This window comes from Bacillus sp. GMa5/1 (genome assembly GCF_050172015.1).
Classification (GTDB): Bacteria; Bacillota; Bacilli; order Bacillales; family Bacillaceae_G; genus Bacillus_A; species Bacillus_A cereus.
In genome coordinates, this window is sequence record NZ_JBNLYC010000016.1 from 17,699 (window position 1) to 41,618 (window position 23,920).

Consider the following 23,920-nt stretch of genomic DNA (forward strand, 5'->3'; position numbering starts at 1 on the left):
GGTAAGCCCTGTTAAGCGCGCTTTACCAATATAAAAAAGCAAAAGTATCAGTGAGACTTAATCGGGCTCTTATGAATCAAAATTCATTGGTGTAGGATAAATTAAAAATACATAATAGTAGGAGTGTTTATCGAATGAAGAAAGCTATGCTTGCCTTAGCCGCAACAAGTGTAATCGCATTATCAGCATGTGGAACATCATCATCAGACAAAATTGTTACATCTAAAGCTGGTGACATTACAAAAGAAGAATTCTACGATCAAATGAAGACACAAGCTGGTAAACAAGTACTAAACAACATGGTTATGGAAAAAGTACTTATTAAAAACTACAAAGTTGAAGACAAAGATGTAGACAAAAAGTTCGATGAAATGAAAAAACAATACGGTGATCAATTCGATACACTAATGAAACAACAAGGTATTAAAGAAGAAACTATTAAAAATAGTGTGCGTGCTCAATTAGCTCAAGAAAAAGCGGTTGAACAATCGATTACTGATAAAGATGTAAAAGCAAAATTCGAGGATTATAAAAAAGAAATTAAAGCAAGTCATATCCTTGTAAAAGATGAAGAAACTGCTAAAAAGGTGAAAGATGAACTTGCTCAAGGTAAATCTTTCGAAGAATTAGCAAAACAATACTCTGAAGATACAGGCTCAAAAGAAAAAGGTGGCGACTTAGGATTCTTCGGACCAGGGAAAATGGTAAAAGAATTTGAAGAAGCAGCTCAAAAGTTGAAAAAAGGTGAAGTAAGCGAACCTGTAAAAACACAATTTGGTTACCATATTATTAAAGTAACTGATAATCACGCAGATGCAACTTTCGATAAAGCAAAAGCTGATATTAAAAAATCACTAGTTCAAGAAAAAACACAAGATGCTCAATTTATGAACGATCTTATGATGAAAGAAATCAAAAAAGCTGACGTAAAAGTTGACGATAAAGATTTAAAAGATCTTTTCGAAGAGAAGAAAACTGACGCTAAGAAAGACGAAAAGAAATAATGAAAAGCTCGGGATTAGCCCGAGCTTTTTTTATCCCCTCTTCTCCCAGTAGTTAATCTAGATTCGGTAAATGAAATTATATCAGCGATTTTCGAAATATATCGACTTACCGACAAAAAACGACAACAAGCGTGACTCCCTCTTCAAACACAAAAAAACCTTGATCCACGCCACGTAGAACCAAGGTTTATCTTATTATCATTGATTAAATGAAAAAACTATGTTAAATTAGAACAGAAACACGTTTTACAAAACAAAAGGAACGTATTTATCCGTATCTTAATTGTACACCAAAACACATCTTCAGTCAACCTCTATTTTTCACTTTTAAAGGAGTGCTTACCGTATGAACAAAAAACTTGATCTAGAGCAAAAAAGATTGGATACCGTAATTGAAACAATTACGGAGCAAATTGATAAACTGGAAAACGAAACTGGCAGACGCCGAGCAGAAGTAATCAATATTCGTAAACACTTTTGGGATGATGTGAAAGTGAATACTGATACTTTCGATGATTATCTTGAAACAGTTATCAACTTAAGACAACAAGCTCAGTCACTAGCTGTCACACAAATTACCCATAAGCACACCTTTAATCGACTTGCCGCATTAAGACGCATGCATAAAGCACCTTATTTCGGACGAATTGATTTCAAAGAAGAAGGAGAATCTGCCGCGGATCAAATTTATATCGGCGTCGCTACACTTACTGATGCAAGCGGAGAAAACTTCCTTATATATGACTGGCGCGCACCTATTTCGAGTGTGTACTATGATTATCCACCAGGACCTGCTGAATACAGTACACCAGGCGGCGTAATCCACGGTAATGTGGAGAAAAAATTACAATACATTATTCAAAATGGCGAGATTGATTCTATGTTCGATACGAGCCTTACAATTGGTGATGAAATCTTGCAACAAGCGCTTGGAAAAGGCACGAACAAACATATGCAAAGCATCGTTGCTACGATTCAGCGCGAGCAAAATGAAATTATCCGTCACGATGAAGGCCGACTCCTTATCGTGCAAGGAGCCGCTGGTAGTGGTAAAACATCAGCTGCATTGCAACGAATCGCCTACTTACTATATAAATATCGCGAATGGCTAAAAGCAGATCAAATTATTCTCTTCTCTCCTAACTCTATGTTCAATAGCTACGTTTCTAACGTACTACCTGAACTCGGCGAAGAAAATATGCAGCAAGTTACATTCCAAGAATATTTAAATCATAGACTAAGTAAGTCATTTGAAGTTGAAGATCCTTATGAACAATTAGAATATATGTTAACTGAAACGAATAATCCTACCTATAAAACGAGAAATGCGAGCATCCGATTTAAAGCATCCACTCAATTTTTCGAGATGATTAGAGCGTACAGACAATCTCTTGAATCTTCAGGCATGCTATTTAGAGGAATGAAATTTAGAGGAAAACTGATTGTTTCTGCGAAAGAAATTACAGAACAATTTTACAATACCGACTCCTCCCTCCGCTTCCATAGTCGAATTGAGAAGTTAACGGATTGGCTAAATAAGCAAATAGATGCACTTGAAAAAGCAGAACTGAAAAAGCCTTGGGTAGAAGAAGAAATTGAATTACTTAGTAAAGATGAATACCAAAAAGCTTATAAATATTTACAGAAAAAAGGCGAGTTTGACGACAACTCCTTTAATGATTTTGAAAAAGAAACGAGAGTACTTGGACGTATGATTGTCCGTAAAAAATTGAAGCCACTGCGTAAAGGCGTTCAAACATTACGCTTTATCAATTTCACAGGCATATATAAACAACTTTTCACAGATGCATCATGGGTTACTGAGAAAAAACCGAAAGAGTGGGATGACATTTGCTCCTTAACAGTAAACATGCTTGATGAAGGAAAACTATATTACGAGGATGCGACTCCATTCTTACTTTTAAAAGAATTAATTGAAGGCTTCCAAACGAACAGATCGATTAAACACGTACTCGTAGACGAAGCGCAAGATTATTCGCCGTTTCAGTTCGAGTTTTTAAAACGTCTCTTCCCTGCTGCAAGAATGACTGTACTCGGAGACTTTAACCAAGCGATATTTGCTCATGCGAGTGAAACGGTTAATTTCGATACACTTACAAATTTATACGGTCCAGACGAAACAAACGGCATTAACTTAACTCGTAGCTACCGCTCAACAAAACCGATTATTGAATTTACACGTGCTCTCGTACCGGAAGGCAAGAACATTCACGCCTTTGAACGTGACGGCGAGAAACCTACAGTGACGAAAGTATCGAATGTCAACGAACTGCACGAACGTATTACTGCCAAAGTTGCTGAACTACAAAAAGAGCAGCACAATACGATCGCAATTATATGTAAATCTGCAGCTGAAAGCGCAGCTGCATACGAAGCACTTAATCATATCGATAATATTAAACTCGTGAAGAGTAACTCAGCCGAGTATGAGCAAGGCATTGTCGTAATCCCTGCTTACTTAGCGAAAGGTATTGAATTTGATGCTGTTATTATTTACAATGCTTCTAAAGATGTGTACAGCGATGAGAGCGTTCGTAGATTGTTCTACACTGCTTGCACACGCGCAATGCATGAATTGCAACTTTATAGCGTTGGCGAGGTTAGTCCTTTTATACTTGGAGCTGATTCGGAGAGTTTTAAGCTTATAATGAAAACACCTTGATAATTCAAGGTGTTTTTCTCATTCTAAAAGGAATATCTTTACGTCGATATACACTTAGCACGATTCCCATTATAAATGCGTGAAATAGAGTTGGTATCAAGCCGTAACTAATAAAGGGTAATGATATAGAGACACGTGGTAATATCCCAAGAATCATGCCAACGTTATAAACGAAATGGAATACAAAAAGAGTTACTCCACCAACGAGGAGTAATTTACCATAACCATCATTTATTTTATAAGCTATATTCATTATTCTTACTGCAAAAAGAGACAAAATCAAGACAAGAACTAGCGCAAGCACATATCCATAATAGTAAGTCAAACTTGCAAATACAAAATCAGTATGAGTAGCAGGGATAGACTTTATATTTCCATATGTACCAAACCAACCTGCCGATGCCATTGCCTCTTTTAAACGTAAATACCATTGATCATGCTCTGGGTTTAAAAACCCTAAAATTCTAGCTATCCGGTATTCTTTTACGGCAGACCAGGAAAATAAATCCCTAATAATAAAGAAACAAATCGGTAACATTGTAATGAGCCAGGCCGTTTTCTTTCCTAGCTTACTCCACCAAAGCATAACAAATACCATCGTGATATAGATGAACAGTGGTAAAAGAGTTGATGTAGTTAGAAATAAATATAAAGAAAATAAATACAACATGAGAAGATGTATAAACTTTAATCTACTGTTATTGAAAAAAGAAGCCCAGGCTAGAAGGAAGAATGGTATTGTCATTAGACAGTCAATTTTGATGGGACCAATTTTCATTAACGCTTCCCCATTTATAGAAATAGTCGGAAAACATTTTATAGCTAACAAGATAAGTATTCCAATTGTATAAAACAGCCATCCAAACCTCTCTAGCTTCCGGTAATCAAGCAACATCATCCCAATGGCTGTTGCAATCCCAAGAATTACAAAAATTACTTTGTTCATTAGTAAATCATCCGTATGCCCAAAAGCGATTATTGGTAAAAAACCTAATCCCATAGCAGCTACTAATAAAATAAGTAAAAACCAATCCACCTTTGGCTTATGAAGTTTATTAAGTTCTTGCCCTAGTTTAATCGGACTTCCCATTTGTTCCACCGCTTTATTTTCAGCGACTTCCTCGCTCAAACCTTTTTCTATCCATGTGTTCTTCGCCTGTTTTAGGTGAAAATCTAGTTCCGTTGCTACAAAATCTTTCGCTTCTTTTGATTTAATATAATTCGTAACTTCGCTTACAAAACGCTCCCCTTTTTTATTCAATTTCTCCTCACTCCTGTACTAAGCCTTTTAATATAAATTGTACCTTCGTAGCATTTTTTTCTGCCTTTCGCAGCATCTTTCTTCCTTTATCGTTTAATTGATAATATTTCGCTCCTGCATGATCCCAGCTAGATTGGATCAAACGGTTCTGTTCCAGACGATGTAATACGGTATATAAAAACCCTTCATTTCCTTCGAATTTCCGAATCCCTCTCCCTCGTAGTAGCTGTGACAATTCGTACCCTGTTTTTTCATTACTGAGGAGTTGTAAAATCGCTAAAGAGATGTCCTCTTCCTTCTCGTTTGAAGCATTGATTTTTTCGCGCACCTGCTTTCGATGTTGATCAGAAAAACTCAAATGTTTAAACGTTGTATTCTCCATTGATTTTCGCAGGCCTTTTAATTGATCTTCCATTTGATTATTCCTCCAATCCTTTCTTCAAAAGCTCCTTCGCTTTTTTCAGTCTCGTTTTTATCGTATTTTCCTTTACGTCTATTACTATAGCAATCTCTTTAATTGATAACTCTTCATAATAAAATAGATAAATGACTTCTCGATATTTTATCGGTAAATTCATTACTGCAGAAGCCAGTTCACGGTCCTCCGCATTTTGAATGACAGTTTGTTCGACACTACCATTTTGAACCCCCATATAAGCAGCTTCATCCTCTGTCACGATCACCTTGTTGTTATACCAACTTTTTATATAGTCCTTACATTGATTAATCGCAATTCTCCATAACCACGTTTTCACATTCGATTTCCCTTTATATGTATGAAGAGATTTATAACATTTCACAAATATATCTTGCGTTACATCCTCCGCAACCTCTTTATTATTCACATATGAATACACAAGCTGCAGGACTTCTTGTCCATACTTGTTCATTATTTCGTCGATAAGTTCCTCCTTATCTTCTATTTCAAACGCTTCTATCGTTAATTCATCCACATCATTTCCTCCTTCCCATATATTAGACGACGCACTGCATGGAAAAGTTTTATAAATACATAAAAAAATACGGATGGTAATGTCCATACCGTTTTTTTATGAATATTTATTTACTTCTTGTCCCCTGACACTAATGTTCTGCTTAAAAACAGGAATTTTCATCCATATATCTTGTTCCCTATTTTAAAACATAATACAATGAATACGTAACTTAATAAGCTATAACTAGTAGGTGTGGCAATCATCTCTTCCATTTTGAAAAAAGGGGGGAGGTGATAATATAATCGCGATGTTTATAATTAAATTAGTGTATGGTATCCTAACCGGAGCTGGCGTTGTCATCGGTAGAAGATACGTCGGTCCGTGGCTAATTTCTGTATACAAAAAAGCGAGAACCACCCTGCTTCGTGGAAAAGGTAAGGGCGGTTCTCGGCTAAAACGTTAATGTAATTGTCTTATAACCGCACCTACTACCACCACAATAGCAAGTTAGGTTACACAAGGCAGAAGTTTCTCAGGCTTCTGTCTTTTTTATTTTATGCAAAATTCACACTACATACTCTATCATTATTGTAACACATTTTATTTATTTTTAGTCAAGAGAAAAACTACCTAAAGGGCTCCCCTTCAGGTAGTTCTCTATTTTACGCTAACGCAGCTAGACTTTTTCAAGTTCAGCTGTGCCGCTCTCATCATTTATAGCACCAATAAAGACGGATTATGTACCCGCTTCATAACAGTATGAGTAAACAAGGAACAACACCTATTACGAATATAAAAAATCCTCTCACTATATAGCACCTATGTTTTCAGCAATACTCTATTACCATCAAACTAAATTTGTATAATTTAAACTACAGAATAGCAAGCTAATTTTCAAATATCTTCTTGCGCATTATCCTAAATTTATTATCTATTTGTATCATGCTTATAAATAAAAGATATCCTACCGACGCACCGAGCATATTTATAGCAATCCGCCACACATCAAAAACATCAGACAAAGTTAGTAAATGTAATATCTCCCAAACAAGAAAGGTCATAACATACCACTTACGAGCTTTCTTATAGTTAGTCACTTTATTAATCAGCACTGGAACGAAAAATCCAAATGGAACTACTAATATTATATGTTGTAAAACACTTAACCAATAAGTTGAGTTTCCCCAAGGACCTGGATGTGCAATAAAATCTTTAACTTGCCAAAGTGTTATTCCAAAAAGTTGTAATAACGTTTCTAAATCAGATATATGTAAAAATTGCTGCCAAAATTCAATGGGATGATAGACAGTCCCACCTGTCAAACTGCGAACAGAGTCAAATGTAGAAGTTGAAATAAACGTTCCTAAAAAGACAATAAAACAAATGATTATATAAGGAATACATAAAATTTTTGATAATACCTTTAATGGTCTAGGAACTTCGTATACCGATTTATTAATCTCTACGCCAATAACTTTTGATTCTCCAAAACTTTGAATCGCTTTATAAATCGCTTCTTTTTCATTCATACCTTGTTCCATATATTCTTCTTTCAAGCTGTTCAAGTGATCATACATTTCTAGAAATAACTCATCCTGTTCAATATCACTAAGTTCTGAATAGGCTAAAATAGACTTAATATACTCATCAAATTCACTCATAAATAACTCCTTTCTGACAAGCTTGAATTAATGCTGTTACACTCTCCCAAGAATTCACTTTCTTCTGCAATTCTTTTTTCCCTTTATCTGTAATAGTATAGAATTTCCTTTTCATCCCATTCTCAGATTCATTCCAATAAGATTCAAGAAACTCCTTTTTCTCTAATCTCTTTAAAGCAGGATACAAAGTTCCCTGCCCCATACTATACAAATCTTCACTTGCATCCTTTAAACTTTGAGCTATTTCATATCCATATGTATCACGTTTTGCAATGATAGAAAGTAATAAAATATCTATACTTCCCTTCAAGATTTCTTTGTCCAACAATACCACCACCTTATATACATCGTATAACAACATATGTCGTTATGCAATATAGTTAGAAGAATATTCCATAAAAAAAGAACCACCTAAAGGCTCCCCTTCAGGTGGTTCTCTATTTTATGCTAACGCAGCTGCCTGTTCTTGTTGATCTACAGGAATAACAGCGTCTGTTAGTGCTTTTTCTAGTTCTGCTGTATATTTCATTTGTTCTTCTTTGCTCCAGCCTAGTTTCGCAGCCATGTAGTTGATTACTGCTTCTTTCCACTCATATACCCAGTGGATGTTGAAGAATACAGCGCCTCTGCGGCGTACGAAGAAGTCAACTGGTTTTGCTGTCATTTCGTAATCCATTGCGTATACAAGCGGGATTAGAACGTCAAGCGGCATGTTGTATTCTTTCGCTTCGTCTTTATGTTTTTTCGCTAAGTCAAATAGTACGTCAACGTTAGAACCATAGAATTTCGCGAATTCTTCTGCTTGTGCTGTTGTTAAACCATATTTCGTACCTTCGCCAGCTTTTTTCGCAACGAATGCTGGGAATCCGTGTGAACCATCTACATGTCCACCAGAGATTGGCATATGTTTCGTGTCGCTCTTCGGATATGCGCTATGACCTTCTTTTTGTAGTAAGTTCGTTACGTAGTCTACTACCATTTCAGCCATTTTGCGGTATCCTGTTAATTTACCACCTGCGATTGTAATTAAACCAGATTCAGAAGTCCAAATTTCGTCTTTACGAGAAATTTCAGATGCACTCTTACCCTCTTCATAAATTAACGGACGTACACCAGCCCAGCTTGATTCAATGTCTTTCTCTGTAATTTTCACGCTTGGGAACATGTAGTTAATCGCATTAATGATGTATGTGCGATCTTCTGTTGTCATTTGTGGTACAGCTGCGTCTTTATCGTAGAACGTATCTGTTGTACCTACATAAGTTTTTCCGCCGCGAGGAATCGCGAACACCATACGTTTATCTGGTGTATCGAAGTAAATCGCTTGACCTAATGGGAAACGTTTTTGGTCAATTACTAAGTGAACACCTTTTGATAACTGAAGTACTTTTCCTTTTTTCGAGTTATCTTTTTCACGAAGTGTATCTACCCAAGGGCCAGCTGCGTTTACAATTTTCTTACCGTAAACTTCGTATACTTCTCCGTCTAGTAAATCGATTACACGTACACCGCATACTTTTCCATCTTTATATAAGAAACTGTCTACTTTTGCATAGTTAACAGCTTTTGCGCCGTGCTCAATTGCTTCTTTCATTACTTCAATTGTAAGACGCGCATCATCTGTACGATATTCTACGTAGTAACCGCCGCCTTTTAATCCTTCTTTTTTTACAAGAGGCTCTTTGTTTAATGTTTCTTCACGGTTAAACATCTTTCTGCGCTCACTTCGTTTTACACCTGCTAAGAAGTCGTATACACGAAGACCAATTGATGTACTAAATGATCCGAACGTACCACCTGTATGGAACGGAAGTAACATCCACTCTGGTGTTGTTACATGGGGACCGTTCTCATATACGATCGCACGCTCTTTACCCACCTCTGCTACCATTTTCACTTCAAGTTGTTTTAAATAACGTAGACCACCGTGTACAAGCTTCGTTGAACGACTTGATGTACCTGCTGCAAAGTCCTGCATTTCAAACACAATTGTTGATAACCCGCGTGTTGCTCCATCTAATGCAATACCAGAACCAGTAATACCTCCACCAATTACGATCACATCTAACTCTTGTTTATTTACTCCGTTTAATACGTCTTTACGTTGTTTACTTGAAAATTTCATGGTAATTCCTCCCTTTGATAACGAAAAAAGAGACCACAAACTCCGCTATAGATTTCGCCTCTATAGCGCGTTGTGGTCTCTCCAAATCTCCTACCGAATTATTAACTTGTCACCATTATAACACTGTTTATGATTATTTGAAAGCTTTTGTTGCTTCAATTGCTTTTTTCCATCCAGCATATAGCTCTTCGCTTGTTTTCGCTTCCATCGTTGGTTCAAAGCGTTTGTCCATATGCCACTGTTCTTTAATTTCATCTTGGTTTTTCCAATATCCAACCGCAAGACCAGCTAAGTATGCTGCACCTAGAGCCGTTGTTTCGTTGATCACTGGACGCTCTACAGGAACATCTAAAATATCACTTTGGAACTTCATTAAGAAGTTATTTTTAACTGCTCCGCCATCAACGCGTAATGTTTTCAGTTCAATACCTGAATCTGCTTCCATTGCGCATAATACATCTTTCGTTTGGTAAGCTAAAGATTCTAGCGTTGCACGAATGAAGTGCTCTTTCGTCGTACCGCGTGTTACACCAAACATAGCGCCGCGTACTTCACTATCCCAATAAGGTGTTCCTAGTCCAACGAATGCTGGTACAACGTATACACCATCAGTTGATTCAACGCGACTCGCATACACTTCACTCTCACTTGCATCTTTAAACATGCGCATTCCGTCACGTAACCACTGAATTGCAGAACCTGCTACGAAAATACTTCCTTCTAATGCGTAGTTTACTTTACCATCTATTCCCCATGCAATTGTTGTTAATAGACCATGCTCAGAAGCTACTGCTTTTTCACCTGTGTTCATTAACATGAAGCAACCAGTTCCGTAAGTATTTTTCGCCATACCTTCACCGAAACAAGCTTGTCCAAATAATGCTGCTTGTTGGTCACCAGCTACACCTGCAATCGGTACATTTTGACCGAAGAAGTGGTAATCAATTGTTTCTCCGTAAATTTCAGATGATGGACGTACTTCTGGAAGCATGCTCTTTGGTACTGTTAACATTTCTAGAAGCTCATCATCCCACTGTAAGTCGTGAATGTTAAACATTAACGTACGTGATGCGTTTGAGTAATCTGTTACGTGTGATTTACCACCAGATAGTTTCCATACAAGCCACGAATCAATTGTTCCGAATAATAGATCGCCGTTTTCTGCTTTTTCTCTTGCACCTTCAACATTATCTAAAATCCATTTTACTTTCGTACCAGAGAAGTATGCATCAATTAAAAGACCTGTTTTTTCGCGAACCATTTCGCTATAACCTTTTTCTTTTAACTCATCACAAATTTCAGCTGTTTGGCGAGATTGCCATACGATTGCGTTGTAAATTGGTTTACTAGTTGTTTTATCCCAGACAACCGTTGTTTCACGTTGGTTCGTAATACCGATACCAGCGATTTGTTCTGGTTTTACATCTGCTTCGCTTAAGCAAGTTGCGATAACTGCTAAAATAGATCCCCAAATTTCTTGTGCATTATGCTCTACCCAGCCCGGCTTTGGAAAATGTTGTGTAAACTCTTTTTGAGCTGAATGAACAATTTCACCTTTTTTATTGAAAAGAATTGCGCGTGAGCTTGTTGTTCCTTGGTCTAATGAAAGAATATATTTTTTCATATCGGTTTCCCCCTTATGCTACTTTTCTACTATTTGTATTGCTTCCACTTTTTTTACTTGTCATATAAGAGATTGCTAGTACAATCACAGTTGCGATAATCACATAAATAAGTGCTGAATTTTGTTTTCCTTCAAATACAACTTGATGGAATAAACCTGCAAGTGATCCACCTAAAATTGGACCAACTACTGGAATCCATGCATACTTCCAGTTTGAACCGCCTTTTCCTGCAATCGGAAGGAAGAAGTGTGCGATACGCGGACCTAAATCACGTGCTGGGTTAATTGCGTATCCTGTTGTCCCACCTAATGATAAACCAATACTTACAATTAAGAAACCTACGATAAATGGATTTAATCCATCTGCAAACTTATTTGCACCAATTGCTAATATACCAAATACTAAAACGAATGTTCCAATCATTTCACTTAAAAGGTTTGCAAATGTGTTCGGAATTGCTGGACCTGTTGCAAATACACCTAACTTTGTTCCTGGATCTTCTGTTTCTTTCCAGTGTGGTAAGTAATGTAAATATACGATAACTGCCCCGATAATTGCCCCAATCATTTGTGCTGCGATATAACCTGGTACATCACTCCATGGGAACGCTCCCTTAAATGCTAATCCTATTGTTAAAGCTGGATTCAAATGTGCCCCACTAATTGATCCAACCGCATATGCTGCAACCGCTACCGCTAAGCCCCAGCCCATTGTAATTACAATCCAACCAGAATCTTTCGCAAACGACTTCTTTAAACTTACACCAGCACAAACGCCGCCACCAAGTACGATTAACAACGCAGTCCCTATTAACTCTCCTAAAAATGCTGACATAGTATCCCTCCACAATCAATTTAAACGCTTCCAAATGTGATAGAGGTAAAATGAATGGCCATTCGTTTTTGTCAAAAGAAAAAGACCCACAGCTTGCACGCTTCTATATAAATTTATATAGAAACAATGAAATGTGGATCTCTACTTTTCTCCGTCACGTTTATTAACTTGTCTATAATGTTAACCGCAAATGAAAGCGGTGTCAACGAAAAAATTCACATTTTCGTCACTTTTTTTGGTAATGTTTCCATAGTTCGCGTTTTGATGTCGTAATTGCTGTCGCACCAGCGTTTAAAGCTCTTTCCACATCTTCTACAGTACGAATAAAACCACCCGCTAAAATCGGTACACCAGTACGCTCTTTCACTTCAGCGATAATATCCGTCATTGCTCCAGGAAGTACCTCAATATAATCCGGTTTCGTCTTATCTAAAAGATTGCAGCTCTTCTCCATCGCACTCGAATCGATTAAAAAGATGCGTTGTATTGCCACAACACCTTTTTGCTTCGCCTTCATAATAACGCTCGCCTTTGTTGAAAGTAACCCGTACGGTCTAAACTCCTGACATAAATATTCCGTCGCATGCCCATCACTCTGCAAACCATGAATTAAATCCACATGTAAAAATACCTTTTTACAATATTGCTTCGCAAGTGATATAACACTCTTTAATTGACCGACATGAATATCTAAAATAACGATATATTCATACGAACTATGTAATAGCTTTTCCAAATCTTTAATTTGCCTCACTGCCGGCAAAATCTTCTGTTCATGAAATTCCATTCTCTATATCCCCTTCTTTATGTCATCCTATCCTTTATAGTACACAATTTAAGTGAAAAGAACAGCTAGTGTAGGGGATTTCTTTCAAATCTTTCCTCTATCTATATATTTTCTTCAACTTATCCGATCCCATACCACCTATAATCATGAATGCAAGGGGTAAAAGATTCATTACATATGGCGCATCTGCTACAATTGTAATACTTGCTCCTGCAAACTTATTTAGCATCCATACAACGATTTTTGCAATAAACAAAAATACTCCTATCATAAATAGACTATCAAAAAACACCTTCCATTTTGGATACGCCAATTGCTTACTATCTTCAATTACTTTCTGCGTCAATTCTTCATCACCCCTTAGCAATTCATCAATTGTAATACCGAACAGGTCACTTAAATGAATAATAATTTCAATGCTCGGATAGTTCTTTCCCGTCTCCCATTTCGAAACAGATTGCCTGCTCACATAAAGTTTTTCAGCCAAATCATTTTGCGACCAATTTCTTTTTTCCCTTTCTTCTTTTAAACGCTCACTAAAAATCATACTGTGTTTATCACCTCTCTATGCCCATTATGTTCAAATAGATGATGAAGAGTAAAGCGAGTTATCGTTGCATTTCCTGCGCAACTTATACGTTACAGCTTATAATGGCGCTCTTTTATATGTATCTTCCCTATACTATGCTCCAATAATAATTTCCCGAACAATAATACAAGGGACGGATACTAATAAAGTGAAACTTTAATCAACCCTCACTAATCGGGCTTTTACGGACAGCCCGTCCCCCACCTAACTTCTTTGATTCCGCTGAATTTTGAGGTGGGGTCTTACTGCCCGGCAAATAGCGGGATAAAGACTAGATTAGGCATAAAAAATACGCCATCCCTTCTTATCAGTCTCCAGAAAGAATAACGCAAATTTTCATTTTTACTCATCATTTTTCGGACTATATGAAAACCCCGGATATTTCACAACAGGCCTCTTCTCCTTACGCAGGGAATCCATTACTTGCGGGCCAACATGTATATTACTCTCCACTATTTCTTTAGGAGTCAGTGCCATCCATTGATTTAACGATACATCTTCAAAACGATTACTTCTGAACATCTCTAAAAACCATAATGTTTCGGTACCTGTATTTTGAATATAATGCCCCGTCGCAAACGGTACATATCCGACATCGCCAGCTCTATAATCAAATGTACGAGCGGTACCATTTCCAAGAAACACAGTCATTCTCGCTTCCCCTGTCAAATAATATTGCCATTCATCATTATTCGGGTGCCAATGAAGTTCTCTCATTCCACCAGGCTCAACCTCAACGAGCGCTGCTGCGATTGTTTTGGAAATAGGAAAATTTGTAGAATCTACAATTCGAACGCTACCACCAGGCGTCTTAATCGGCTTTTGTTTTAACAATTCATGTTTAAATGTTAAAGGAACTTCTCCTTTCGGTGATTGAATTTCCTGACTTTCAAGCGAACCTGGCACCTCTCCTTGATAAATATAAACTTGATCTGAAGGGATAGAACGAAAAGCACTCTCAGGTACTCCGAAATTAGCCGACAACACTTCTTTTGGCGTACGCGCAAACCAATCAGAAATAGCTAAAGTAGATAAATCAGAAAAATGCCCATCATCGAAAACGAGTAGAAATTCACAATGTTCCAATCCTTGAATGGAATGCGGAATACCAGGCGGAAAATACCAAAGATCACCTGGTCCAACATCAGCAATAAAATTACGCCCATTTTGATCAACAGCCGTTATGCGCGCCCGTCCTAAAAGCATATACGCCCATTCCGCTTCTTTATGCCAATGTAGTTCTCGTACTCCACCGGCCGTTAAACTCATATTTACTCCCGCAATCGTCGTCGAAACCGGTAGTTCCCGAGCAGTAATCTCCCGAGACCACCCGCCTTGTTTCAAAATCATAGAAGTGTCCGAGAATGAAAACTTCAAGTTAGGAACTAACCCTGCATCCGTTATAGGCGGAACAAACATATTCGGATTTTGAATATCCCGCATAACATTACGAGGTCCAGAATCAATCGCACCTGCTCCGTCGCTGCGGATTGGTTGTGGCACATTCCCTCCCGCTTCATTAACAGTACGTTTCTTCATGATTACACTCCTTTTTCATCCGATTAGTAAGTAAAAAGCCTCCATCATAGTGTATGAATTGGGCTTTAGATGGTTACAGTTACTATGGAGTTACATCATCTGCCTATCATTATCGTTTTGTTCATTTCTCAACTTATACTAGTATGCTTAGCGCTTAGGAAGACAAAAAATAAACTAGAACTAACAAAAAACCCTGTAAAATTTATTACAGAGTTTTTCACCAATTATTTATTGTTTTATATATCGAATACGAACATTATCGTCCATTTGATAAATTTGTAATGTGTTCCCATAACTAATTCCTAACTCTTCACTTGCACCAACTGCACCCACAAGTACCTCTTAAAATAATTTATTCTTAGTTGGTTTTACTACCGATACTCTTCGCTGCCTCTTCAAACAGTTTCGAACCTTCTTGTGCTTTACTTACTGATTGATGCATTTTACTTTCGTCTTCTTGATCTAATGCATCAAAGAGAAGTTGAAAACAATCCGCATACAGTTCCATCGACTGCTTTATCTTCGCCTGTTCTCCCTGTAACTCAGGAGGCGCTTGTAGATTCTTCAGTTTCGTTGCAGTTGCCTTTGCTCCACCTAAACTCAGTTGTACTTCACTTTTCTTTTGTTTGTATGATTTTACGTCTGAATCTGCTATTCCTTCAATTAATTTCATTGTATTTTCAATTTGAGTAGCACTATTTATGATATCTGCCTTGTACCTTTCAACATCTGAACCAGTTACCTTACCAGTTGAAGAACTAGAAGAAGTTGAATTATTTGAAGAAGAACTTGGTTGACTACTTGATGAACTACTGTTTGTACCTTCACCTTTCGCTACAGATAAGCTATCCTCTTTCTTGCCATCAGTTGACTTACTCTCTTTTTCAGAAGTCTTATTCTCTTTCTCTACCTTTTGCGTTTCTTCTTTCTTTGGTTCAGCTTTCTTACCATCAGTTTCAATTGTAATACAACCACTCAATAACATAACTGGTAATGCTAAACTTACTAATTTCTTTGCTTTCATGATTACTAATACCCCTTTATTTGTAAAATGTAGTGCAAACAAGTTAATATACTTAACTAATAAATTTCCCCCGAATAATTTATTAAAATCTACTATCCATAGATTTCCTGTATATTCATAATCTTTCCATATATATCATTTTACAAAGAATTACATATTTGGTCAAAGGGATTTATGTAGTCCTTAAAAGAAAATTTTAATCCCAAAGAAAAGAAGCTAACAATAAATTGTTAACTTCTCGCCTTAAGGAAAAAATAGTATCTTTCCTTATCTTCTAATATCTAGGTTGTGATTGAATATTTGTAAGATGAACATCATACATATCAATGATTTCAAGAAATCTATCAGCTTCACGGAAAACATGGTCTGCTAATAATGGATGAATGATACTCTTTATTTTACATTGCTCAATTAAATCACGTGCTGTTTTCTTAAAATCCCGAAGAGATGCAACCGACACACGATTTTGATCTAAAAATTGATCTAAAAGAGGGGCTGTTTGGGATTGTGGTTTCATAGATTCTAAGTCAATTGCTTGATACATCAATTCATCAAAATCATTGCTAAAATTCCGCGCTGTATCTACAAGCTTTCTTTCCGATGGATCAAGAAGATGGCCAATAAATTTAGCATGGTCTGCCATAATCCGTAAAAAGAAAACATTTTCTTTAATAATAGCATCAGGAAGAGCATCTAATTTACCTTCATTTAATTGTATTAAACGTTTTCTAAAATAATCAGCTTCCCTACTTGTATGGTCAACTAAAAGTGGAAAGTTATTTTGTCCTGGCAATTTACATGTGAGAATTAATCCTAAAATTTTTCGTTTAAATCCCCAAATATTAGTTGCAGCTTGTTGTACTTCTGCATTAAATCTTTTTATTTGCTCAGGATCTGTTTCATTTGTATAGGAATGCGCTATTTGTTCAATATGTTCAAACAATCGATAAAATTGATTCGCCTCTTCGATTAGTTGAGTATCCTCGCATCTAAATCCTAAACGAAGAAAAAAAGAATGCTCCTTCATGATTCTAGACCAAAAACGAATTTCATTTAATGAACGCTCAACAAACATTACAGATGTAACACCTGTATCCGGATGTAATGAAGTTTCATCCCTATGCATTGTTAATCCCCCCCAGTAAAATCCCCACTAGTTCCATTCTTATGAGTAAAAAAATATATAAATACCATCAATAAAAGTTTATGATGACTCTCTTATACATGTAAAATTAAACTAATATAACCTTAGCTTGATGAACATATACTGCTCCCGCAGAAGAAAAAAAGCTACCACCTAGATGTAAAATCCTACTAAGTGGTAACCTTTCAAAATTTCTATTAAAGCAATACCGAATCTTTATCACTATCCTGATTACGTTTCTCACGCTCTTCTTCTAAACGCTTCATATATACTTCGCCTTCTTTTTCGATAAACTCATTATCCATATCTTGCTCTTTTTTCGAAGTATATAAAACCATGTAGCCACTTAATACAATCCCAACAATTACAAGATAAACCCACCATGGTAAAGTTTCCACTCTACTTCATTCCTTTCCTTAGACAAGCCTTATTAGTTTCACTCTATGAGGAAAGAAGTGGATTTATGCTTAAAATTTTTATTGTGGATGCTTCGCGAAAAATGCTTGTACATATTCCATAAACTCAATTGGTTCCTGACGAAACGGTGCGTGGTATCCTTTTTCAATAATATGAAACGTACTATTTGCAAATAGCCCATGATACAGTTCACCATTTTTCCACGAAACACTCTTATCATGTCGTCCCCATATAATTAAAGTCGGTGCCTTAATTTTATCAGCTTCCATCGCAATGCGGCGCTCTCGCATTTTCGTAAGCTGATCATAATGCTCTTTATCATCACGACTATTTTTTACTTCATTTTTATTATACTTCGTAATCTCAGTTACAGTTTGTAAGTCCGTCGATAGCGGTGGTACTTCATAACTTTCTTTTTGCTGGAAAGACTCAATTCCTGTAGAATCCGCCAAGATGAGATGCGTCACTGCATCCGGATATAAATACGCTAAATTGAGAGACATCTCTCCGCCCATCGAATGACCAAGTACTGCGAATTGATCATACCCGAGCTTCTTCATTAACTTATAATATAAATTAACTTGCGCAGGAAACGAATACTGAAAATCAACTGGCTTAGAAGAACGTCCAAACCCTAAAATATCAACCGCTATAATCGTGTGATCTCGTACAAGTTCCGGATAAATATCACTAAATCCATCAGATGAACCACCAAACCCGTGAAGCATAAGTAAAGGCGGTTTTCCCTCACCAATTTGCTTAAAATAAATCGTCTGTCCATCAATTTGCGCCATACTCTCTTTCGTATTCAGCTTCATCATAACAGTATCTTTCACTTCTTCAACCTTCGCAATCGGCTTATCAACGAAGTTACATACGATAAGCAAAACAAGCACAATACCGCTAATCAAATAAAACTTAAACCGTTTCAAAGTTCCCGTCTCCTTTCTTGAGTTGCTATTTAAAGTTTTTACATTTTTTGGTTGTTTTATGTTCTCTTTTTAATTGTAACTAAAACAGTTACAATTATACTAAAAAAATATAACTCACTTCTATTACTAATGGTTATTCTGTAACTATTATAGTTACATATTTAAAGTAAGTCAATTCTTTTCTCTACATGGCCTGAAAATAGAAAAAGGGACTTCATGTTGAAGTCCCTTTCTTTGTTATTATAGTTGGCTTACTCCGCCGTCGTCTTTATTATCTGCGGGTGCTCCGCCTGTGTCACCAATGTTAACGTAGTCTGGTCTTGCTGGTGCTCCTCCGTCACCAATATTAACTGCTTGCTGTGTAGTAGAAGAAAAATTAAGTCCCAATGAAAGAATCCCTACAAAAATTAATCCTTTTGCTATTACGCCTACTTTTTTCATTATTTCAACGCCCCTTTTTCTAAATGTTTTTTCTGTGCTTGATTATTTATATAAAAATATTTACTTGCCTTTACATGGTTTTCTTCTTTATAAAATTGCATAGCTAAAATCTCAGTATATTCTTGAATACAATCCAACAAACCTTCTTTCTCAAAATATAAAATCCCATTTAAAATAGTGGATTCTAATAATACACTAGACGTCTTTTGATTCATTTCCTTTAAAATTACAAAACGGTGCTGAAATTCTTTATTTTGTATCTTATTACATATATCTAATCCTTTTTCAATTAATTCAGCGGCAGTATCGATTTTTCCAATTTTGTAATATTCACGTGCTAATACAAACATTGCTTTGAAATGTTTGGGATTACTTTTTATTACTTCTACTAAATGTCGAATTGCTAAACTCGAAAGGTTTTGACTTGCATATAACCATGCTAAATTATGACGAACCATTGTAATAAATCTTTCATTATCTATCTTTTGAAATACATCTAATGCCAAATTCAACTTCTCTTCGGCTTGTTCATATTGCTTTAAATCAATACAAGCCATTGCAAAAATATTCTCACACAAAGCAATACAAACTTCATAGCCAGGATGTTTTTCATATTCATCTTTTGCTAAACGTATTTGATCAATCGCCATCAATGGTTTATACGTTTGATAAGACAAATATGCAAATCTATAATTGAATTCAGCATGTTCCAACGAAGATGTTATATATTTAAGTAATTTCCCAGCCTCTTCAAAGTGATTTTGTGACTCAATGTAATTTGATATATACATTGCATGAATACCTTTAAATAAGTGATAATAATGTGTTAAAAGTGCGTCATCAGGAATTATAAAGGTATTAATTTCATCAAAACTATTCTCTGTAATACTCAAACTATCAATTAGCACATGATAACGGAATTTTAATAATGCGTGATAAAATGCCGCATACTGATCTTCTTTAATATAAATAACCTTGGACTCTATTTCCTCATTTAGTACTTTCGCTTTAACCACATCTTGTTTTAACATTGAATGATACCAATCATCCAATAAGTGTCTCATTTGCTCCCGCGTTACTACATCTGCTCCCATACACTCGCATCTCCTTTTCTCCAAAATTACAAAATTAGGATTTTTATACAATTATTAAAATTGTATATTACCACTCCTTTTCTATGTATTGAAAAATAATTATCAGAAAATTAAATATTTTAATTAATTATACCAAACTTTTCCTTTTTAATAACTTGAGAAAAAAATGTCAGAAAACTTAACAGGACAAATAAAAGAGCAAGCAGTTCCAGCACTCCGCTAAAACTACTTGCTCTCCTACTTACTATTTCTATTTTTACTCTTTAATGAATTCCTTCGTACTTCTCACTGTATCAATTGGACGAACTAATTTTTCAATTTCTTCACGTTTTGGCTCTAGGAATGGAGGTAAAGATAATTTTTCGCCAAGTGTTTCGTATGGCTCATCTCCCATAAATCCTGGGCCATCTGTTGCAAATTCAAATAAGATTTGTGGTGCAACTCTTGCGTATAATGATTCAAAGAAATGACGGTCTACATAACCAGATGAAGGAAGTCCAACGCTACTGATTCTCTCAATCCATTCTTCTAATACAGCGCGATCTTCTACGCGGAATGCAGCATGGTGAACCGTACCAAAACCTTGTCGTGCTTCTGGAAGAACCGTATTATGTTCTACAATGACAGAAGCACCGTTTCCACCTTTATTCACTTCAAATAAATAGAATTCTCCTTCTTGCGCAACCTCTTTAAATAATAAAACTTTTTCTAACACTTCTTTGAAGAAACTAAAGTTTGCAATGCGGATAAATACAGGTCCTAAGCCAGTAATCGCATATTCTAATGGAACTGGACCGTTTTGCCACGGTGTACCTGATTCGATCCCTTTATCAAGTTCATCTGAGATTAATTGATAGTGTTGGTCATCAAAGTCAACGAAAGAAAGAGTTTTCTTACCAAATTGCTCTTTAATTCCTGTATGTTCTACTTCAAGACGGTCAAAACGTTTCACCCAATATGCTAATGCTGCATCAGTTGGCACTCGGAATGAAGTTTTTGAAATTTCATTCGTACCGTGTACTCCTTTTGGAATACCTGGGAAGTCAAAGAATGTCATATCTGTTCCTGCACTACCTTTATCATCTGCAAAGAATAAATGATACGTTTGAATGTCATCTTGGTTTACTGTTTTCTTAACTAAACGCATTCCTAAAACGTGAGTGAAAAACTCATAGTTCTTTTCTGCACTACTTGTAATTGCTGTAACGTGGTGAATTCCTTTTAATTGGTTCATTTTATATTCCTCCAGTTGTTTTTAAAGTTTTATTTTTTCTTCTATTATTTCTCTTCAATAGGTGCTAATTTCGCTTCAATTTCTGCTCGCTTTTCTTCTAAGAACGGCGGTAAATCCAGTTTTTCTCCTAAATGCTCTACATCGCCATCAACTGTAAATCCTGGTCCATCTGTCGCAATTTCAAATAGGATTCCGTTTGATTCGCGGAAGTATAAGCTTTTAAAGTAGAAACGGTCGATAATCCCTGAAGAATGGAAACCTTTTTGTATCACCTGTTCTTCCCAATAAGCTAGCTCTGCATCGTTTTTTACACGAATTGCTAAATGATGAATGCTACCACGGCCTGGCTTTTCAGTAGGACCATCCAAATATTTCACAACGATTTCTCCGAAGGCTTCTCCTTTAATAGACTGGAAAATCGCTTCTTCGTCACTTCGGCTAACTTCTGTATAACCAAATATATCTGTTAATGTACTCGCCAGTTTATCAAGTCTACACACTGTCATTTCCACTGAACCCATTCCTTGAATTTGATGCTGTGCAGGAACTTCTGATTTCTCCCACGTTTCCCAGTGCTCCACTTTTTCTCCATTTGAAACGAGTAGCACGAGACGAAGACCTTCCGCATCCTCAAATTGCAAAGCAGGACGATTTGCATATGTTGTTATTTCACTATGTTTTACACCAAATTTCTCAAATCGTTCTTTCCAGTAATGTAAACTTTCCTCTGACGGAACGAGTAAGCCAATTCGCGTAATTGCATTCGTACCACGGTACGTTTTTCCTACTAAAGGCATTTCAAAAAATGATAGTTCCGTACCTGGGCTCCCTGTTCTATCTCCGTAAAATAAGTGATACATCGATGGATCATCTTGGTTTACCGTCATTTTCACACGGCGTAAACCAAGCATGTTTTTATAAAAATGGTTATTCTCACTTCCGTTTTTTGTAACCATTGAAATGTGATGATGCCCTTTAATTTCATACATTGATAATTCCTCCGTTTCATTTTACTAGTCAAGTGATACCTAAAAAATAATATGCTTCTTAGCTTTTCAATTTATTCTCATTATGTTTTTGTAAATTCATCTTAGTTTTTACTGAATAAGTTACTTCGTTTTTTTAATCGAAAGCAACTGAGTATATGTTTTTCATATGACTCAATCGCTTTCGTTACTATCACTTTACAACTCAAGTGATTAAAAAGCAAGTGATTTATCTCAAATTCGAGATATTTTTTTATTAAATAACATTTTGGACTAAAAACACGAGAAATTCTTGGTTTGAGGACATTATAAAATTCATAAGTTGATGGATGTGAGATTTCGCCAGCATTTTTGAAAAAAACACGCTAAGAGTATGCGAGATTTTATACAGTTTTTTCGTTAATCCAATAACAGACAAGCACCCTAAAACCGCACCAGAATAGGAATGTATAAAAAATTGCATAGATCCATAGAACGTAAAAAGGAGGTTCCCTTGTGAGAGCAGGGTTCCTCCTTGTCCTTGCTACCGATAATAGGACGTTATGTTAACTGATCATGTATAGGATATTCATATAGGAATTGTTTCTATCAATGCTGAATTATACAAAGAAGGAGGCATGATAATGAAAAAAGAACAATTAATATTAATTGCTAGTCTTACTCTTTTATTTCCTGTCCTTGAATTTTTCTTCCAGAAATATGATTACTTCAATTTTTACGCACATATAGGTATTATAGCCATTGCTGTATCAACTGTCGTATTCACACTCCATTATATAAAACAAATTTATTGGAAATTATCGATCGTATGAGGAAATTATGAAAGAATAGAATTTAATTGAATATGTTTTCTATTACCCGTTTCAAGCTTTTCCCCATACCTTTTACTGCCCATACTAGTTTAAGGAACACTTTAAAGATAGCATCCCATACGTGTTCATTAATAAAAAATTCGTATACTTTCTTTAACCACTCTTTCGGGGATTTACTCTTACGTTTAAACCTTTGCCAATGCGTTTCTTCACTAGTTTTCATAACTACCCCTTCTTTCTTAATCGAATATGCTTTCTATTAGAAGTTTTAACACCTCGCTATAATGATGAAAAGAACGAGGTTTATCATATCTGGCAATTTAATCACTCCTAATTTTAAATTAAATTCATTATATAACGATTTCTAAATTTTTAGTTAATTACTAGTGAGAATTAAGCAAAATTTAAACAAAAACACCTATGTTAGGCTTTAGTTACAGGTTTTCCCCCTATAAAATCAACTATTTGCGTCACCAACTATGGGGTACGCGAATTACTTTGATATTATCTTTGAACGAACAAAATAACTCCTTTCGAAAAACAAATGAACTGATATTAATCAACTTCCAATATCGAGAATTATGTAAATAAGCTGCCCATATGGACAGCTTATTGTATTTTTTGCTTAGCATATTTTTTCTGAAATGCTGGCGGTACTCAATTTAAAAGTTGATATGCCCCCATTCTAGTGGCAAGATATGTTTTATTAGTTCTTCGTTACACCCATGCGTACTTCTTAACTATTTTATTTCATTTTTAATAAAGTGAAACTTTAATCAGTGGGGGTTTTCTT

At 36.0% G+C, this 23,920-nt stretch carries 23 protein-coding genes; 3 read left to right on the forward strand and 20 right to left on the reverse strand.

What is annotated here, in order from left to right; genetic code table 11:
- The first annotated feature begins 134 nt into the window (after positions 1–134).
- Positions 135–1,004: a peptidylprolyl isomerase PrsA gene (gene prsA / locus ACQGSG_RS06565; protein ID WP_069605164.1), complete on the forward strand. Its 870-nt coding sequence runs from the start codon at positions 135–137 to the stop codon at positions 1,002–1,004.
- 346 nt (positions 1,005–1,350) lie between these two features.
- On the forward strand, positions 1,351–3,687 hold the full coding sequence (helD, locus tag ACQGSG_RS06570; protein WP_214631930.1) for an RNA polymerase recycling motor HelD: 2,337 nt from the start codon (positions 1,351–1,353) through the stop codon (positions 3,685–3,687).
- A gap of 4 nt (positions 3,688–3,691) precedes the next feature.
- On the opposite strand, the gene ACQGSG_RS06575 is transcribed toward helD, so the two are convergent.
- The 19 genes from ACQGSG_RS06575 to ACQGSG_RS06665 form a co-directional block, all read right to left on the reverse strand.
- Positions 3,692–4,948, reverse strand: coding sequence for an FtsW/RodA/SpoVE family cell cycle protein (locus ACQGSG_RS06575; protein ID WP_098605058.1), 1,257 nt, complete (start codon positions 4,946–4,948; stop codon positions 3,692–3,694).
- A 7-nt stretch (positions 4,949–4,955) separates the two neighbouring features.
- On the reverse strand, positions 4,956–5,363 hold the full coding sequence (locus ACQGSG_RS06580; RefSeq protein WP_000390089.1) for a PadR family transcriptional regulator: 408 nt from the start codon (positions 5,361–5,363) through the stop codon (positions 4,956–4,958).
- A 4-nt stretch (positions 5,364–5,367) separates the two neighbouring features.
- Complete coding sequence (locus ACQGSG_RS06585; RefSeq protein WP_000344011.1) at positions 5,368–5,901, reverse strand: sigma-70 family RNA polymerase sigma factor; 534 nt, start codon at positions 5,899–5,901, stop codon at positions 5,368–5,370.
- An 869-nt stretch (positions 5,902–6,770) separates the two neighbouring features.
- The gene (locus tag ACQGSG_RS06590) at positions 6,771–7,544 is read right to left on the reverse strand and encodes a VanZ family protein (protein WP_001288383.1); all 774 of its coding nucleotides are present in this window, start codon (positions 7,542–7,544) and stop codon (positions 6,771–6,773) included.
- Positions 7,537–7,869 (reverse strand): PadR family transcriptional regulator, encoded by a 333-nt coding sequence (locus tag ACQGSG_RS06595; protein WP_000356630.1) that lies wholly within the window; start codon positions 7,867–7,869, stop codon positions 7,537–7,539. The genes ACQGSG_RS06590 and ACQGSG_RS06595 overlap by 8 nt, the downstream gene beginning before the upstream one ends.
- 117 nt (positions 7,870–7,986) lie before the next feature.
- Positions 7,987–9,669 carry an aerobic glycerol-3-phosphate dehydrogenase gene (gene glpD / locus ACQGSG_RS06600; protein WP_000672831.1) on the reverse strand — a complete coding sequence of 561 codons (1,683 nt, stop codon included), beginning with the start codon at positions 9,667–9,669 and terminating at the stop codon, positions 7,987–7,989.
- 133 nt (positions 9,670–9,802) lie between these two features.
- Entirely contained in the window at positions 9,803–11,293 is a 1,491-nt protein-coding gene (gene glpK, locus ACQGSG_RS06605; RefSeq protein WP_000760015.1) for a glycerol kinase GlpK, read from the reverse strand.
- Between the two features lie 13 nt (positions 11,294–11,306).
- A complete protein-coding gene (glpF, locus tag ACQGSG_RS06610; protein ID WP_001272195.1) occupies positions 11,307–12,128 on the reverse strand; it encodes a glycerol uptake facilitator protein GlpF in 822 nt (273 codons plus the stop codon).
- A 226-nt stretch (positions 12,129–12,354) separates the two neighbouring features.
- Positions 12,355–12,915, reverse strand: coding sequence for a glycerol uptake operon antiterminator GlpP (gene glpP / locus ACQGSG_RS06615; protein ID WP_000394286.1), 561 nt, complete (start codon positions 12,913–12,915; stop codon positions 12,355–12,357).
- Positions 12,916–13,012: 97 nt separating this feature from the next.
- Positions 13,013–13,462, reverse strand: coding sequence for a helix-turn-helix domain-containing protein (locus ACQGSG_RS06620; RefSeq protein WP_098219337.1), 450 nt, complete (start codon positions 13,460–13,462; stop codon positions 13,013–13,015).
- A gap of 384 nt (positions 13,463–13,846) precedes the next feature.
- Positions 13,847–15,043 (reverse strand): oxalate decarboxylase family bicupin, encoded by a 1,197-nt coding sequence (locus ACQGSG_RS06625; protein ID WP_098605063.1) that lies wholly within the window; start codon positions 15,041–15,043, stop codon positions 13,847–13,849.
- A 358-nt stretch (positions 15,044–15,401) separates the two neighbouring features.
- Positions 15,402–16,067, reverse strand: a complete 666-nt coding sequence (locus tag ACQGSG_RS06630) for a DUF7018 domain-containing (lipo)protein (RefSeq protein WP_000644831.1) — start codon at positions 16,065–16,067, stop codon at positions 15,402–15,404.
- Positions 16,068–16,341: 274 nt separating this feature from the next.
- Entirely contained in the window at positions 16,342–17,193 is an 852-nt protein-coding gene (locus ACQGSG_RS06635; RefSeq protein WP_000554479.1) for a DUF2935 domain-containing protein, read from the reverse strand.
- Between the two features lie 215 nt (positions 17,194–17,408).
- Positions 17,409–17,609: a sporulation YhaL family protein gene (locus tag ACQGSG_RS06640; protein WP_000449223.1), complete on the reverse strand. Its 201-nt coding sequence runs from the start codon at positions 17,607–17,609 to the stop codon at positions 17,409–17,411.
- A 78-nt stretch (positions 17,610–17,687) separates the two neighbouring features.
- Positions 17,688–18,560 carry an alpha/beta fold hydrolase gene (locus ACQGSG_RS06645; protein WP_016109445.1) on the reverse strand — a complete coding sequence of 291 codons (873 nt, stop codon included), beginning with the start codon at positions 18,558–18,560 and terminating at the stop codon, positions 17,688–17,690.
- A gap of 240 nt (positions 18,561–18,800) precedes the next feature.
- Positions 18,801–19,001, reverse strand: coding sequence for a Phr family secreted Rap phosphatase inhibitor (locus tag ACQGSG_RS06650; protein WP_214631931.1), 201 nt, complete (start codon positions 18,999–19,001; stop codon positions 18,801–18,803).
- Complete coding sequence (locus tag ACQGSG_RS06655; protein ID WP_098567547.1) at positions 19,001–20,095, reverse strand: hypothetical protein; 1,095 nt, start codon at positions 20,093–20,095, stop codon at positions 19,001–19,003. Before ACQGSG_RS06655 ends, ACQGSG_RS06650 begins: the two co-directional genes overlap by 1 nt.
- Positions 20,096–20,351: 256 nt before the next feature.
- Complete coding sequence (locus tag ACQGSG_RS06660) at positions 20,352–21,329, reverse strand: ring-cleaving dioxygenase (RefSeq protein WP_001072541.1); 978 nt, start codon at positions 21,327–21,329, stop codon at positions 20,352–20,354.
- 44 nt (positions 21,330–21,373) lie between these two features.
- Positions 21,374–22,318: a ring-cleaving dioxygenase gene (locus ACQGSG_RS06665; protein WP_214631932.1), complete on the reverse strand. Its 945-nt coding sequence runs from the start codon at positions 22,316–22,318 to the stop codon at positions 21,374–21,376.
- Positions 22,319–22,932: 614 nt separating this feature from the next.
- On the opposite strand from ACQGSG_RS06665, the gene ACQGSG_RS06670 reads away from it, so the two are divergent.
- Complete coding sequence (locus ACQGSG_RS06670) at positions 22,933–23,127, forward strand: hypothetical protein (RefSeq protein WP_002060880.1); 195 nt, start codon at positions 22,933–22,935, stop codon at positions 23,125–23,127.
- Positions 23,128–23,149: 22 nt separating this feature from the next.
- Here ACQGSG_RS06670 and ACQGSG_RS06675 read toward each other — a convergent pair whose 3' ends face one another.
- A complete protein-coding gene (locus ACQGSG_RS06675; RefSeq protein ID WP_000858032.1) occupies positions 23,150–23,350 on the reverse strand; it encodes a hypothetical protein in 201 nt (66 codons plus the stop codon).
- Between the last annotated feature and the right edge of the window lie 570 nt (positions 23,351–23,920).